The sequence below is a fragment of the Chryseobacterium sp. C39-AII1 genome (assembly GCF_039672645.1).
Taxonomy (GTDB): Bacteria; Bacteroidota; Bacteroidia; order Flavobacteriales; family Weeksellaceae; genus Chryseobacterium.
In genome coordinates this window covers 265,126-281,698 of the sequence record NZ_JBDFPQ010000002.1, presented here as the reverse complement: position 1 = coordinate 281,698, position 16,573 = coordinate 265,126, and the positions used below count along the sequence as shown (strand labels likewise).

Here is a 16,573-nt window from a genome sequence, read left to right as displayed (position 1 = left end):
TTATTTCAAAATTTAATTCGAAGTCTAAAAGTTAGATTAATTCGTTCCTTCATTGGAATGTCAGACTTGGCAATTCTGTGTTCCCAGTGCTCTTGTAAATCACCCTTCATAATTAATAATGACCCATTAGGAAGAGGAAGGCTGTATTTGTTCTGATGATAATCTACTTTTCTAAAGTCAAAATTTCTTGTTTGTCCAAGGCTTATTGAAGCAATAATTGGTCGTTTCCCATATTTGCGTTCTTTATCTCGATGCCAAGCAACAGAATCATTGTGATCTCTATAAAGATTCAGTAAAACACCATTGAATTGATAACCAAATTCATTTTCTATTCTCTGCTTTAATGCTAAGAGATCAGGAAGCCAAGGATTCGTCGGTTTTCTATTTTCTTCAGAACTGTAAGATTTTGTATCGCCGTACCAAGCTGTCAAACGTGGAGTCAATATCATTTTATCATACATTTTTTGAGTACGTTGTTCCCAAGGTGTTGTTTTCAGTAGCTTATTTTTTAGCTGGTCAGCTTCTTCCTCGCTTAGAAAATTCTTTTTGTATTCCAAAAGATTTTTTGGAAATTCATAAAATTCTTCCGTATCAAATAAACTCAGCTGATTCATTGCTGTATTCTTTTTTAATATTATATTTGTTTTACCCCGTTGATACGGGATTTTTTTTTCATCATTTGTGTTTTTAATCCTGTTGTATGTATAATAGAACAGGATTTTTTATGAATTGATTTTACTTTGTGTGGGAAGAGCTATTTTCAAAAACGTTTATATTAATGATTTTATCATGAGCAATATCATAAATAAGCTCTACCGAAAAGCTCGAAACCTTATAAAGAATATATTTTGATTGGGAAGTGGTCCGTTCATTGATAAAAAGTCCATGAGCAATAGTGAAATCATATTGCGCCTTACGGTCTGGTAAGTTCTGAAAATCATAATAAGAGATAAACATAATCTTAATATTTTATAAATGATTGCATATGAAAGATTTATTTTTTTGAAAGCTTTTGATCTAATTCTTGAATATCTCTTCTAATTTCAAGGAACATATGTTTAAAATTATAGTTTTCAAAATTATCAGGTTCAAAGTCTTCGGGAAAAATTCCTGATGCATATTGCCAGATTTCAACAACTTCTCTTAAGGGGATATCATAAGGTTTGTAAAATGAATTGTCAGCAGCAACAGTTATTGATTTCTTATTTCTGGAGGTAAATCTTTTATAAGAAATACCATCATTTAAAGTCACAAAAACATAACTTTTATTTGGTTTCAGGTCATCAATATTTTCAACATACTTTCCGATAATATAAGAACCATCTTTAAATGGTGGCATCGAATCTCCCTGAGCTGGAAAAGCTCTATATTTTCCATTTGTAAGGAAAGGTAACGAGATTCTCTGTAAGCTTTCAATATATTCTGGATCACTGTAGCCGGACAAGTATCCCATGGATGCTTTTTGAGGTACAATTTCAATACTGTTGTTTCCTAATTGATCTACGACCACCGGCAGGACAATTCTGTTGTCCGGTAGTTTCAATACATCTTCTAGCGGATATTTCCTAATATCCACAGTAAGAAGCAGATCAATACTTAAATTGAAATATTTCGAAATTCTGATGAGCAGCTCATACGGAGCTTCCGAACGTCCGTCCTCATATTTAGAATAACGCACCCTGCTCATTAAAATTTGATCCGCAAGTTCCTGCTGCGATAATTTTTTTTGAGTCCTTAAAAACCTGATGTTATCTGAAAAAATTGACATTGATACAAATTGTATCTGCAAATATATGAAAAATGATACAAATAGTATCTAATTTTGTGGCATGAACCGTGCGATTGTACATATGGACCTGGATACATTTTTTGTGTCCTGCGAGAGGCGTAATAACGCTCAGCTTGACGGGATCCCCTTGATTATTGGAGGTGGTGACCGTGGAGTGGTTGCGTCGTGTTCATATGAGGCACGTAAGTTTGGGGTGCGCTCAGCCATGCCTATTCGAATGGCACTCAGATTATGTCCGGATGCAAAAGTGATTCGGGGCGACCATGAATTGTATTCCAATTTATCCCATACCGTAACTCAGATTATTCAGGAAAAAGCACCTGTGTTGGAAAAAGCAAGTATCGATGAATTCTATTTGGACCTTACCGGAATGGATAAATTTTTCGGCTGCTATCAATGGACACAGGAAATTGCTGCAGCAGTAAAAAAAGAAGCTGGACTTCCCATAAGTTTTGCCTTATCTACGAATAAAACTGTTTCAAAAATTGGAACAGGAGAATCAAAACCTTTGGGAAGACTAGAAATTAAAGAAATAGAAGTGCAATCATTTTTAAACCCTCTATCTATTAAAAAGATTCCGATGGTTGGTGATAAGACTTTTCAATTGTTATCAAGAATTGGAATTCGAACCATTCATACTTTAGCTGAAATGCCGGTACTGGTACTTCAGCAAATGATCGGAGTCAATGGAAAAGAACTTTGGAAAAAGGCGAATGGGATTGATGAAAATCCTGTTGTTCCTTATTCAGAAAGAAAATCGATTTCAACGGAAAGAACTTTTACGAATGATACAATGGATATCATGGAACTGAAAAGACTGATATCAGGAATGGCTGAACAATTGGCTTATCAATTAAGGCAGGAAAAATGGCTGACTTCAACAGTAGTAGTCAAGATCCGTTACGCAAATTTCGATACGGAAACGAAACAGCATAAAATAGCTTATACTTCAGCGGATCATACACTTTCGAAAGTGGCTCTTGAACTTTTCAACCAAGTATACACAAGAAGGATGAGATTAAGATTGGTTGGGTTGCGGTTTACCGGGCTTGTTCACGGTAACCATCAGATGAACTTGTTTGAAGATACGGAAGAACAGATGAGCTTGTACCAGACGATGGATTATTTGAAGAATCGATTTGGCGTTGATGCAGTCGGTAGAGCATCCGGTTTTGATTTTGGAAAATAACTTATAAACTTTTCTATTATGTTTCTAAATTGTCATTCTTTCCACAGTCTTCGTTACGGTACTTTATCGGTAGAAGAATTGGTACAGCAGGCACATTCTTTGGGTGTCAAAGAATTAATACTGACGGATATCAATACGATTACTGCTATTTATGATTTTAAGAAAGAATGCGAAAAAGTAGGAATTAAACCTATTGCCGGAATCGAAGTCAGAAGAGAGAATAAACTGCTTTATATTGCTATTGCAAAAGAGTTCTCTGGAATTGGTGAAGTCAATAAAGTGTTGACGGCTTACAATTGCCATGGAAGCGAGCTTTCTGAAATCGCTCCCATATTTGAAAATGTTTTTGTTGTTTATCCAATAGACAATATTCCTTTAAAGCTCAAAGAAAATGAGTTTATTGGAGTTCGGGAAGAACAATTGAATTTGTTGATTCGCCCTAAATTTGTAGGCTTGATTCCGAAAATGGTGGTTCTTCAGCCGGTTACATTCAGTACTAAAAAAGAATATAATCTTCATAGAATTTTAAGGGCTATTGATAATAATACTTTATTGTCAAAACTGGCTGAGCAAGATGTTTGCAAGAAATCAGAGTATTTAAGATCCGAAGATTTAATTATCAAAGCTTTTCAAAGATATCCCGAAATCATTAAGAATACCGAACAATTATTGAAAACCTGCAACTTTGAATTTGATTTTGAAAAAGTTAAGAATAAGCAATATTATACAAAGTCCAAGGAATCTGATGTAAAACTTTTGAAAAGATTAGCATATTTAGGGCTTAAAAAACGTTATGGTAAAGATCATGAAATCGCAAAGGTAAGAGTAGAGAAAGAACTGAAAGTGATTGATGAACTCAACTTCTGTTCTTATTTTCTGATTACATGGGATATTGTAAGATACAGTAATAGAATGGGATTCATGCATGTCGGTCGCGGAAGTGGAGCAAACTCTATTGTCAGTTACTGCATCGGAATTACCGATATATGTCCTTTGGAGCTTGATCTATATTTTGAAAGATTCCTCAACCTTAACAGGAAAAGCCCTCCGGATTTTGATATCGACTGGAGCTGGCAGAATAGAGATACAATTCTAGAATATATTTTCAGTCGTTACGGAAAAGACCATGTCGCTTTCTGCGGAACTAATGTGGAATTCAAATATAAATCGAGATTCAGAGAGGTTGGAAAAGCTTTTGGGCTGCCTAAAGATGAGCTGGACGAATTGACGAAAAAGCCAATGGAAGTTCACGAAACGAATTCTGTTGTCCAAACAATCCACAAATATGTAAGGTTGATGGAAAGGTTTCCAAATCAAAGAAGTATGCATGCATGTGGAATTTTGATTTCTGAAGAACCTATTACCAATTATTCTGCACTCGAAATGCCACCGAAGGGATTTCCTATTGTTCAGTTCGATATGAATGTAGCAGAAGATATTAAGTTGGAAAAATTTGATATTCTATCTCAAAGAGGTCTTGGAACGATAAAAGATACTGTAGATCTTATTAAAAAAACAAGAGGAATTGATGTTGATATCCGTGATACCAGCATTTCTAAAGATGAAGAAAAAGCTAATGAATATTTAGCGATAGGAAGAACAATCGGCTGTTTTTACATAGAATCTCCGGCAATGCGTGGACTTTTAAGAAGATTAAAATGTGACAATTACAGAATATTAGTTGCGGCTTCCTCCATTATCAGGCCAGGAGTAGCACAAAGTGGTATGATGCGGGAATATATCTTCAGGCATAATCATCCGGATCAGTTTGAGTATTTCCATTCAGTATTTGAGGAGCACTTAAAAGAAACTTACGGAATTATGGTATATCAGGAGGATGTCATCAAAATTGCTCAATATTTTGGAGGGTTATCGCTGGCTGATGGAGATATTCTGCGAAGAGCAATGAGTGGAAAAGGGCGCTCCATTAAAAAGCTTCAGGAAGTAAAGGCTAATTTTTTTAAATCCTGTAAAGATAAAGGGCATTCATTAGAACTTACTGCTGAAGCGTATCGACAGATTGAATCCTTTGCAGGGTATTCTTTCTGTAAAGCACATTCGGCATCGTATGCAGTGGAAAGCTATCAGAGCTTATATCTGAAAGTATATTATCCCTTGGAATTTATGGTTTCCGTGATCAATAATCAGGGAGGATTTTACCGTACAGAAGTATATATCCATGAAGCGAAAATGTCGGGAGGAAATGTCCAAGTGCCTTGTGTGAATTCAAGTGAATTTCAGACTACTTTAAAGGATAAAATTATTTTTTTAGGGTTGATGCTTTTGGAGGGGCTAGAGACAAGAATTGCCCACGGAATTGTTGATGAACGAGAAAAAAATGGAGATTATAAATCTTTACAAGACTTTATCAAACGGATTCCGATAGGTATTGAAACGATTCAGGCCTTAATTTTTATCGGAGCATTTCGCTTTACAGGGAAACAAAAAAATGAACTTCTTGTGGAGGCAAGAGTATTATTGGTGAATTTTAAACCGGAGAATCGAGGTTTAATGTTGATTGAAGAACCTGTCCAGGAGTTTAAGCTTCCTGAACTCAAAAGAGAAAATTTTGAGGATGCTTTTGATGAAATTGAATTGATGGGTTTTCCAGTTTCATGTAGTCCATTTGATTTGCTACATACCAAATATAGAGGTTCTGTTTTCGTAAGTGATTTATTGAAATTCCATAAAAAGCAGGTGAAAATGCTGGCTTACCTTATTGCCAGAAAGCATGTCCCGACGAAAAAAGGAGAAATGTATTTCGGGACCTGGATCGATGCGAACGGAGATTATTTCGATACTGCTCATTTTCCGGATAGTCTGAAACAATATGGTTTTCAGGGAGGAGGCTGTTATTTGCTGCTGGGAACCGTAGAAGTAGATTATCATTTTCCAACGATTACTATTCACAAGATGGCAAAGATGCCGATGATTCCTGACCCACGTTATTCTTATGATAAGGAAAAACAATATGATATTCATCGACAGATTAAAGAAGATGTAAGTATGACTTCTAGGCAACCTTATCCACAAATTCATGAGATTGAATTACCAAGATTTACTTTTGATAAAAAATAACATAATATTCATAATATTTATAATATTCATAATATATATTATGTTTATGGCTGTTTTTTAATAAAAAGTTATTGAGTTTTATATTTTTTTTATAAGTTTGTGTAAACAAAAAAATCTGCCTAGTATTTGGAGCACTAACAGATTTTATTTGTTCGATAAAAGTATATGGAAAAAAGAGAATTCTTTTGTCCCCTATATCTTATTTTCTTATAGCAAATATAAAAAATATTGCTAAATAAAAAAATATCTTAATTAAATTTTTCACTAAAAATTTAATTATCAAAGTGATATAGAGTGATAACGATACTCAGTTTCCAATACTTAATCAATTATTGTTAAACTTTATATCAATACTTATGAACAAAAACATTCATGAACTACACTTACAACTTGAAACGTATATTAAAGAGAATATATATTCAAGCAGTATGATAGAACGCTTATCTACAGAATACAACAGGCTTCTCGCATACATGAAAGAAAAATCAACTGAGATTTATACACCGGAATTGGGAGAGACCTATTTAAAATATAGGGATACGATTATCAAAAAGCGTAAGTACCACCACTATGATGCACGTTACGTTACACTGCTAAATGGGATGCTTCAGGAACGTTGGATATTAAGAATTTCCCGAACAAAGTATGATGCGCCATTTCCAGGGCACATAGGTCCTTATTTTACAGAGTTTTTAGAGAAACACGTCATTGAGAAAAAATTAAAAACGAATACAAGAAATAATTATTATCGATGTCTTTACAAATTTTGTGAGCGAATGCAATACGAAAATGTATCATCACTGAAAGATCTTACTGCTGAAAAACTTCTTGATTTTATGTCATCGGTAAGAAATTGCAAAGATCACAGTGCAACAATATTAAGGGCTGCACTAAAAAAACTTTATGATGATGGAATCATTGATCGTCGGACGGCAAAGATTTTAGATCACCTAAAAATAAGAGTTAGAAATAAAATCCAGACATATTATACAGCGGATGAAATTTTACGGCTTGAACAGAATGTAAATAGAACAATATCAAAGGGTAAAAGAGATTATGCTATGATTTTACTAGCGACTAGACTAGGGTTGAGATCTTCTGATATTAGATATCTTAAATTTTCTAATATTGATTGGAAGAATAATATAATTCGCTTGGAACAATATAAAACAAAAGTTCCTATTGAATTACCCTTATTGGTAGATATTGGGGAAGCATTAATTGATTATATCAAAAATGGTAGGCCTAAGATAAAATCAAAGTATATATTTCTAAGAGACCTTGGCCCATATACAACGATGACAAGTAATGCATTTTATAATAATATCCGTCATTATTTGAAAAAAGCCAGTATTGATTATAGTACCAGAAAGCATGGTAGTCATGCACTGCGACATAGCTTAGCAACAAACTTATTGAAGAATAGAGTTCCAATATCAATAATTTCAGATACATTAGGGCATTCGAATACAAGCGTAACAATGGATTATTTACACATTAGTGTGGAAAATTTACTTGAATGTTCTTTAGACGTACCAGTGGTTGATGATAATTTTTACTTACAAGCAAATTTTAAATAAAATAAATATGGATAAAAAATTTGTATATACAAGTAAGTTAGCGCCTTATATTCAGGGGTTTTTAAAAGAGAGAGGGCTTAAAGGATATAATTCATCGGCACTTAAATGGATTTTATTGGAGATCGATAAATTTTGTAATGATTACAATATGAAAGACCATTTTATAAGAGAAGAGATTGTAAATAAATGGAGAAAAACCAGAACTAATGATAGTGATCGGTCTTTATACATGAAGTACAACGCTTGGATTCAATTAGGAAATTATATGCGTGATTTAGGTATAGACTGTTATGTACCGATTCCTTATAGAAAAGGAGCAAAAAATAATTATATTCCGTATATTTTTACTCACGAAGAAATTCAAACTATATTTTTGCTATCAAATTCTTTAAAGATCAGTTATCAATATTCGCAAACCATGATTTTTACTATGCCGGCAATGCTCCGATTGCTCTATAGTACAGGGCTAAGAATTGGTGAAGCATTAGCAATTAAAAATAAAGATATCGATTTTGAAAAAAGAACAATAGTAATAAACGATTCTAAAAATAATACTCAAAGACTCGCAGCAATAAATGATTCGTTATTACCAGTATTGCTACAGTACAAAGAATTTAGAGACAAAAATCCAATAGAAAAAATTCTTTTACCTGAGTCAGCATTTTTTATTACACAAAGAGGAAAAAGCTGTCTGGGAGAAAGTGTTAGACGTTGGTTTTGTGAAATTTTAAATATAGCAGGGATATCTTCAAAGTCGGGAGGAAATCCTCCACGAATTCATGACCTAAGACATACCGCTGCTGTTCATAGCCTTGCAAAGATGGTGCGTAATAACATAGATGTTTATTGTGCATTGCCTATGATTTCTGTGTTTTTAGGTCATAACGATCCAAGGTCAACCAATAATTATGTTAGGCTGACAAACGAAATGTTTCCTGGAATAATACAGCTAGAACATCCGACATCTTTAATTTTTCCAAAAATCACTCAAAATTAATTAGCTATGACAGATTTTGCAAAATACTTACAAAGTTTTTTCCATAAATATCTTGCTGGAAATTATGGAGCTTCCTCCAATACTATAAGAGCATATAAAAAAAGCTTTAATCTATTGGTGACATTTATGAGTAAAGTAAAAGGTATCCCTCCTCATAAATTAGAATTAAAACATTTAAATAAGCAATCTATAGAAGATTTCTTAATGTGGCTTGAAATACATTGCAAAAATTCCATTTCAACAAGAAATAATCGTTACGGAGCCATTTGTTCTTTTTGTAAATATTTACAATATGAAGTACCAGACAGATTAGCTGAGTGGCAAAATATCCGATCAATTAAAAGTAAAAAAGGATTTTCAAAAGTAATGAATTACTTGTCTTTAGAAGGTATACAGTTGTTGCTTAAACAGATATCTGTAGAAACTTTGGCTTCTAGACGGGACTTGGCTATGCTGGCGCTATTATATGATAGTGGGATGCGGGTTCAGGAGCTTGTAGATTTAAGCCCGTCATGTGTAAGGTTTGAATATCCTTATCGTATAAGAGTAACAGGTAAAGGTAATAAGCAACGAGACATTCCTTTGCTGAAAGAACAAATTAATTTATTGGAACGATATGTCAAAGAGAATCATTTGCTCAGGCCTGAAAAACAATTTAGCCCTTTATTTTTTAATCGAGGAGGAGGAAAGCTTACTCCTGCAGGTATAACTTATATTTTAAAGAAATACGCAAAAAGTGCTAGAATAGTTAATAATCAGCTGATTCCTGAAATTATTAGTCCTCACGTGTTTAGGCATTCTAAAGCAATGCACCTTTTACAAGGTGGAGTTAATATTGTTTACATTCGAGATATTTTAGGACATGTAAGTGTACAAACGACGGAAAGATATGCAAGAGCTGATTCAAAACAAAAACGAGATGCTCTTGAAGCAGCTTACCAAGATGTAATCCCAGAAAAAGGAAAACTTGGTTCTTGGGAAGGAAATGATGATGAGATAGATTTTTTAACAAACTTGGGGATTTAATATCATTAAATGTTTCCAAAATTAGTTTCTATAAAATTATAGGAAAATTTATTTTCACTTATCAAACTTAAAAGAATTAATATGTATATTTGTCTTAGAAATATGAACAGGGCGAGCAAAATCTGAACAGCTTCGGCAGGGTTTTCAAAGCCTGAACAGTTCTTTTTCTTAAAAATTAAAAAAAATTATTTAATAGACTCTACCATTCAAGTGGTAGAGTTTTTTTTTATTAAAAACCATACTTTAATCAGAGATATAAAATATTTCAAGACCGTCTTTGTCGATCTAAGCCCGTAATGTGTATGAATTGATCCATGCTATAAGAGTAAGGGCAAAAGCAAAGGGATATACTATTACAAAAAGAACAGGTTAGTTTGTTACAGCAATATATTAATGAAAAATAATCTACTCCGACCCAAAAGGCAATCTAACCCTTTATTTTTAATCAGAACGGAGGGAAGTTTACTATTGCAAGTATAACTTATATTTTTTTAAAAAAATATGCAAAAAGCGATTACATATTTAAAAGTCAAGTAATTATACTTAAAAAGGGAAGTTGGGAAGCAAATGGTCATGAGATAGATTTTCTACTAATTTAGGAATATAAAAAGGAACTGCTGATTTTGGTAGTTCTTTTTTTATTGGAAAAGTTTATCTCCAAATCATTTAATCCTACACTGATAACAAGTATGTAAAATCAGGTATGTGTTTATGGGAAACCGTATTGTTAATATGAAATTATTTATTGATATTTGCTATGATGTTAATTTTCAGTAAAATATAATTAGCATAAAACTAAAAACCAGACTTAAACATGCCGTTATTTTTTTATAAAGGAAACGAGAATACTCTCGAATCCAAAACTACTAAATCTGAAGATTTACCAACCCAAAAAATTAAGGATGCTTTTTTAAAGGTACTTGACAATAAGAATTTATCATTTTTATTAGGTAGTGGTTGTTCATCTTATGAAGTTGAAAAGGTGTCCGGAACTGAAAGTAAGCCAATAAAGGAAAAAATCCAAATAGGAATACCAATTATGGTACCTATGGCAAAGGAATTTTATGGTTCTGAAGATTTTAAGGAAAAAAAGGAATGGCTAAAAAGTAACTTAAAAATCGATGTAAATATTTCTCCATTTGCAACCAACCTTGAAACTTTTTTATCAACTCTTCATAATTTGTGGTTCTATCATTTAAGTGTTTTAAGTGATACTGAGAAGCAAGAGGCAGCAGAAATAGTAAGTGAAAACAAAAAAGAATTCTCCGACCTTACTGATTTTCAGAAAATAGAAACAATAATAGTAGGTGCCAGAAATTTTTTATTATTAAAATGTATTAATGAATCAAATATCACTTCTGGAAATGATAATGATTTAATTGAATTATATAAGGAATTTTATAGAAAACTTCTTTCCAGAAATTCAACATTACCACGTCTGAATATATTCACAACAAACTATGATTTATACTCAGAACGTGCAATGGATTTACTCGGAATTCATTATGTAAATGGTTTTACAGGTGGAATAAGTAAATTCTTTAATCCAGCAATTTTTAATTATGCACTTGCAGAGAAAATGGATTTGTCACAATCTAAATGGAGTGTTATAGATAATTTTTTCTATCTCTATAAAATTCATGGTTCAGTAAATTGGATTGAAGAACAAGGAGAAAACAAACTCTTTAAAGTTCGTGAAATTCAGGAAGCAAAATATGATATTTTAAAAGAAAAAGATAATATCATGATTCATCCTACTCCTTTAAAATATAATGCTAGCCTTGGTAGTCCATATTCAGATTTATTCAGAGAGTTCCAAAAAAAGCTAATGCAAAATAATAATATTCTTATAACACTTGGATATAGTTTTAGTGATGAACATATAAACAACATAATATTTCAAGCATTTACAATTCCGTCTTTCAGATTAATTGTAGTTGGCGAGCCTAAAAATGGAAATTCTATTGAAAAGCTACAAAGGTTAAATGATTCAAGAATATGGATTATTGGAGGCAAGAATGAATCGGATAGTTCTGATTATCCTTTGCATTATTTCAGACGTTTTGTTTATGAAATGTTACCTGATTTAACAGCTGACGATTTGGATAAAAAAATGGAAACGACATTAAATAATTTGAAAGATTTACTAAAATGACAAAAGAGGATAAACAAAGAGTAATTGGTAAAATAGTAACAATTAATTCTGATCGTTTTAGCGTAGAACTTTTAAGTGGACTGGATAATTTTAATATGAATGGTTATGATGATATACATTATTTCGCGCAGTTAAATAGTTATGTTATTATTCCTTACCAGAACTATTATATTGTAGCAGAAGTTGCAGGTGTGAGGGAAAAGGATCTAAATCTTGCATTCTCTAACCCAACTGATCAAATCCTCAGTAAAATACAGGCAGGAAAATTTCTAGATGTTTTGCCAATTGGGACTATAAAGGTTAATAGCAAGAACGAAACAGATTTTGAATTTGGTGTTAGTGTTTATCCATCTTTATATTCTGATGTATTATATATTAAAGAGCTTGAGCTAGATGTTATTTTTAAAACAGATAAGTTTAAAGATATAAATTGTCAAAAAACAGAAGAATGTAACCAAGGTAATTGTACATGTGAAAATAAATATACTTCTTTGCCGATCGGAAAGTCGATCATTTTCCCAGATTATGATGTAAAAATTGATATTGATAAATTTTTTGGGAGTCATTCTGCTGTTTTAGGAAATACTGGAAGTGGTAAATCTTGTACAATTGCTTCAATGTTACAAACATTATATAGATTTAAAAATTATAGTGCTACGGGAAGTACTTTTATTTTTTTTGATGTAAATGGAGAATATCGCCAGGCATTTGAAAAAGCTAACTTAGAAAACGATGATATAGAGGTGAAAACCTTTACGATCGATGATTTAAAAGCAGATGATGAAAATAAAAAGTTTATACTTCCACATTGGTTTTTGAATATTGACGAATGGGCATTGTTACTCAAGGCAAGCGAAAAATCACAATTACCAATCTTAAGAAATGCATTAGGTTTTACACAACATATGTCTCCAGAAAAAAAGTTTCATATTTACGCTTGTAGCATAATGTATGTTTTTGAGCACTGGGAAAGCCCTGTTGCAAAGCGACAAAGAATAGTTTCATTAATCCAGAAAGCACAATTCCCTGCATCCCATAAAGTTGATTTTTCAAAATTTAATTCACAATATGGGAATTTCGCTGATAAACCTGGAGATCAGTTAGCAAATACAAAAGAAGAAAATTTTAAAAATTCTGTTCGCTACTATATTAAAGAAGATATTGATATTGATCCAAGATATGCATTTGATAAATTCAATTTTAGTGATTTGGAACAAGCTCTCGAAATAGCTTTGTTATATGAAGAATATCATGGAAATAAACAAATCAGAGATTATAGTTCTTCAATGATAACACGTTTTAAAAGTATAAAGGAGAGAGATGATTTTAAATTTCTTACAAATAGTAATTCCAATGAAGATATTGAATCTTTCATAAGAAAGTATTTAGGAGTTGATGATCCGTTAACTTCTGATCAGAAAAAGTCCCAAATAATAATAATAGATTTAAACTCTGCTAATGATGAAACCGTAGAGATTATTTCATGTGTTCTATCTAGATTAATATTTGAAAAGCTTAAAACTGCTGAACATCGTAATATGTTTCCTGTCAATTTAGTTTTAGAAGAGGCTCATAGATATATATCAACTGACTCAGGGAAGGTATTTGGAGATGCTAATAAAATTTTTGAACGCATAGCTAAAGAAGGCAGAAAATACGGGATGTTTTTATTGGTTTCATCTCAGAGACCCAGCGAACTATCGAAAACAGTCTTGTCACAGTGTAGCAACTTTATTGTACATCGAATTCAAAATCCTGAAGATTTATCCCATATACGACAAATAACGCCTCATATATCAGAAACTGTTTTAAAACGTCTTCCATCAATTCCAACGCAACACGCTTTAATATTCGGGCATTCAGTGAATTTACCTACGACTTTTAAAGTAAATAATGCCAATCCAAAACCCAAAAGTGATAATAATGAAATCAGTAATAATTGGTTTAAACCTAAAAACCACAAAGTAAAATTATAAAAACTAAAAAGACCATGAAAATAATAAGAGGAGTTATATTAATTATAGCATGTTTAATTGGTATTATATTGGCTGGTTTTTCAACTTACCATGCATATAAGTATTTTTCCAAAAATGAACTTTTAAATGGGATAAATGAAAAATTTAATACAACCGAACAAAAGAATATTAAAGAAGTCAGTGATACAATTTTGGTAAATAGAAATATTAAATCAGATAAAGTTGTCAACAAAAACAACAATGTTACAGATTATAGTATTATTAGTAAAAGCAAAGAATCATTTGGATTAGGTGATATTGGTGACTTTTTAGGAGGGTATTTCGGAGTCCTCATTGGATTTACTGGCATTATTTTTACCTTTATTGCGTTCTATATACAATACTTAGCCAATATTCAAGTACAACATCAATTTAGATTACAACAATTTGAAAATCAATTTCAAAAAATGGTGGATGTTTACTTAAACAATAAAGATAAATTTTCAATAATTGGTTATAAAAACCCTGATAATTCAACTGTTGTATTATCGCAAAATACCACTACTGTTTTAAGTGATAAAATAGCTTCAACATTGCAGAGTAAAGAAAATAGAAGAAATTCAACGCAATCTACAAATCAAAGACCTTTTATAGACTATATAACTCGAGATCAAATCGTATTTCAAAAATTTGTCGTTGAATTAAAAGTAATTGATAGAGTATTTCGTGAAGCTTACAAACAACAGCATAGTTTATCAGAAGGAAATCTTACTACCAATATAAAAGAGAAAATTTTTATTGTCTCTTATAATACTTTTTTTAAAGGGTTAAATAAGTACTCAAAAGAATATGATGAAGATAAAACAATAACTAGTATTGATGAACAATCAATGTTATTGGCTTTTGAAATTTTAAAAAACCTAAGAAAAATTTATAAAATAGATGGTACCAAAGAATACAAAAATTTCTATCAAGGAAGAAATGGAGATTGGAAAACACTATGGTTAAAAGTAAATTATGAGCCTTTTAAAGGTTATATGCACTTTTTACCACAATATTATCGTAACCTATTTGCTATGGTAAAGTTTGTCGTATACGCAGATCCAAAATTAAATTTAAGTAATAATGATAAATTAAAATATTTACGTATTCTTAGATCAACAATATCTGACTACGAACAAGTCATGCTATTTTACAACTGGCATAGCCAGATCGGTAAAAATTGGGAAAATGGTAATAACAAATTTTTCACACAATTTAAAATGATTCATAATATCAAGAAAATATTATTGATAGATGATAGTATAGATATTTTTACAATTCTGGGTGTTCCTGCTGGAAAAAAAGTAGGTTTTTTTGAAGATTCAAGTTTTTTATAGGGATGGATACAAAAAGCCATTACATAATATGTAATGACTTTTTCAGATATGCATTAGGATTATATTATCAAAAGTTATATTGAATAAGACGAATGTAAAATATTGATATTTAATTACTTTTAATTCTGGCTTTTGATAATGTTTAACTTTTGATAAGCTGATTTATCGAAAGCTTTTGATAATTCGTGCGAACGGACGCTAGATCCCGAGCTTGAAAACAAACCAGTCGTGGTACTTTCCAACAACGACGGATGTGTTGTGTCCCGAAGTAAAGAAGCCAAAGATTTGGGAATTCCGATGGCGGCTCCTGCTTTTAAGTATAAAGAGCTTTTTAAAAAACATGATGTACAATCTTTTTCAGCAAAATTTGAATTGTATAATTTTAAAAGTCAGCAGGTTATTGAAATTTCAAAATCGTATGTCGGCGAAAGAGATTTTGAAGTTTATAGTATCGACGAATTGTTTTTAGATCTAACGAGCTTTCGATATGTTAACATTCAGGATTATTGTATTAAAATCAAGGATGAAATTAAAGAAAAAGCCAATATTCCTGTAAGCATAGGCATTGCCCCGACCAAGACTTTATGTAAAATAGCCAATCGAATTGTAAAAAAAGATCCTGAAAGATTCAATGGAGTTTTTATTTTAGATACTCCCGAAAAAATTGAAATTGCTTTAAAATGGCTGAATATCGGCGATGTCTGGGGAATTGGAAGACGTTTAGGTGCTAAAATGCATGATAATGGAGTTCACAAAGCTTGGGATCTATTACAAAAACCTGAAATGTGGGTTCGTAAGATTATGGGAATTCACGGGATAAGAATGATCAATGAATTGAAAGGCATTCGCCAATTAGAATTAGATTCACCTTCACCTAAAAAATCAATCGCGGTCACGAGAAGTTTCATGGAAATGCTGACCAAAAAAGAAGATGTTCGCGAACGTGTAGAAACCTTTGGGATGTACTGTTCCGAGAGGTTGAGAAAACAAAATACGTGTTGCAAAATGGTGACTGTTTTTGTTCAAACCAATCGTTTCAGAACAGATTTGCCAGAGTATAGAAATGCCATGACGAAAATTCTTCCTAATCCTACCAATTCTTCCATTTTGATTGGAAGGGTTGTGAATGAGTTGTTTGAAGCTATTTACAAAGAAGGTTTTCATTATAAAAAAGCTGGCGTTATCGTGAATGATTTTGTTCCTGAAGATCAGCGCTTGATCAATCTTTTTGAAGAAGATACCCAGAACCAGCATTTACCGGTGATGAAAGCAATGGATGCCATGAATAAAAAGTTTGGAAAAGACAAAGTGCGTCTCGGAAGCATGAGCGGTGAAAATACTTTTGGCCGAAAACAATTATCTCCCGAATATGAAGCTTTTTTGAAGAATAATACGCTTACAGAAGCTAATTTCAGATTTCATTAA

Annotated in this window: 12 protein-coding genes and 1 pseudogene; 10 read left to right on the top strand and 3 right to left on the bottom strand. The window is 32.0% G+C overall.

Going from position 1 to position 16,573, the window contains the following annotated elements; genetic code table 11:
- Window positions 1-5 precede the first annotated feature (5 nt).
- From ABEG63_RS04105 to ABEG63_RS04095, 3 genes are all read right to left on the bottom strand, one after another.
- On the bottom strand, window positions 6-614 hold the full coding sequence (locus tag ABEG63_RS04105; protein WP_346583170.1) for an alpha-ketoglutarate-dependent dioxygenase AlkB: 609 nt from the start codon (window positions 612-614) through the stop codon (window positions 6-8).
- Window positions 615-735: 121 nt separating this feature from the next.
- A complete protein-coding gene (locus ABEG63_RS04100; RefSeq protein WP_346583168.1) occupies window positions 736-957 on the bottom strand; it encodes a hypothetical protein in 222 nt (73 codons plus the stop codon).
- 37 nt (window positions 958-994) lie between these two features.
- Window positions 995-1,768, bottom strand: coding sequence for a LexA family transcriptional regulator (locus ABEG63_RS04095; RefSeq protein ID WP_346583166.1), 774 nt, complete (start codon window positions 1,766-1,768; stop codon window positions 995-997).
- Window positions 1,769-1,829: 61 nt separating this feature from the next.
- Here ABEG63_RS04095 and dinB point away from each other — a divergent pair, with 61 nt between their 5' ends.
- The 10 genes and pseudogenes from dinB to ABEG63_RS04045 all read left to right on the top strand — a co-directional run bounded on the left by dinB (window position 1,830) and on the right by ABEG63_RS04045 (window position 16,573).
- The gene (gene dinB / locus ABEG63_RS04090; protein WP_346583164.1) at window positions 1,830-2,978 is read left to right on the top strand and encodes a DNA polymerase IV; all 1,149 of its coding nucleotides are present in this window, start codon (window positions 1,830-1,832) and stop codon (window positions 2,976-2,978) included.
- Window positions 2,979-2,996: 18 nt separating this feature from the next.
- Window positions 2,997-6,056, top strand: coding sequence for a DNA polymerase III subunit alpha (gene dnaE / locus ABEG63_RS04085; protein ID WP_346583162.1), 3,060 nt, complete (start codon window positions 2,997-2,999; stop codon window positions 6,054-6,056).
- 356 nt (window positions 6,057-6,412) lie between these two features.
- A complete protein-coding gene (locus tag ABEG63_RS04080; RefSeq protein ID WP_346583161.1) occupies window positions 6,413-7,636 on the top strand; it encodes a tyrosine-type recombinase/integrase in 1,224 nt (407 codons plus the stop codon).
- 7 nt (window positions 7,637-7,643) lie between these two features.
- The gene (locus ABEG63_RS04075) at window positions 7,644-8,633 is read left to right on the top strand and encodes a tyrosine-type recombinase/integrase (RefSeq protein WP_346583159.1); all 990 of its coding nucleotides are present in this window, start codon (window positions 7,644-7,646) and stop codon (window positions 8,631-8,633) included.
- 6 nt (window positions 8,634-8,639) lie between these two features.
- Window positions 8,640-9,659, top strand: coding sequence for a site-specific integrase (locus ABEG63_RS04070; RefSeq protein ID WP_346583158.1), 1,020 nt, complete (start codon window positions 8,640-8,642; stop codon window positions 9,657-9,659).
- 814 nt (window positions 9,660-10,473) lie between these two features.
- Complete coding sequence (locus tag ABEG63_RS04065; protein ID WP_346583156.1) at window positions 10,474-11,814, top strand: SIR2 family protein; 1,341 nt, start codon at window positions 10,474-10,476, stop codon at window positions 11,812-11,814.
- A complete protein-coding gene (locus ABEG63_RS04060; RefSeq protein WP_346583155.1) occupies window positions 11,811-13,790 on the top strand; it encodes an ATP-binding protein in 1,980 nt (659 codons plus the stop codon). Before ABEG63_RS04065 ends, ABEG63_RS04060 begins: the two co-directional genes overlap by 4 nt.
- A 14-nt stretch (window positions 13,791-13,804) precedes the next feature.
- A complete protein-coding gene (locus ABEG63_RS04055) occupies window positions 13,805-15,148 on the top strand; it encodes a putative phage abortive infection protein (RefSeq protein ID WP_346583153.1) in 1,344 nt (447 codons plus the stop codon).
- Between the two features lie 180 nt (window positions 15,149-15,328).
- A pseudogene (locus ABEG63_RS04050) lies at window positions 15,329-15,736 on the top strand (SOS mutagenesis and repair protein UmuC); the annotation flags it as partial.
- A gap of 144 nt (window positions 15,737-15,880) precedes the next feature.
- Entirely contained in the window at window positions 15,881-16,573 is a 693-nt protein-coding gene (locus ABEG63_RS04045; protein ID WP_346583658.1) for a DUF4113 domain-containing protein, read from the top strand.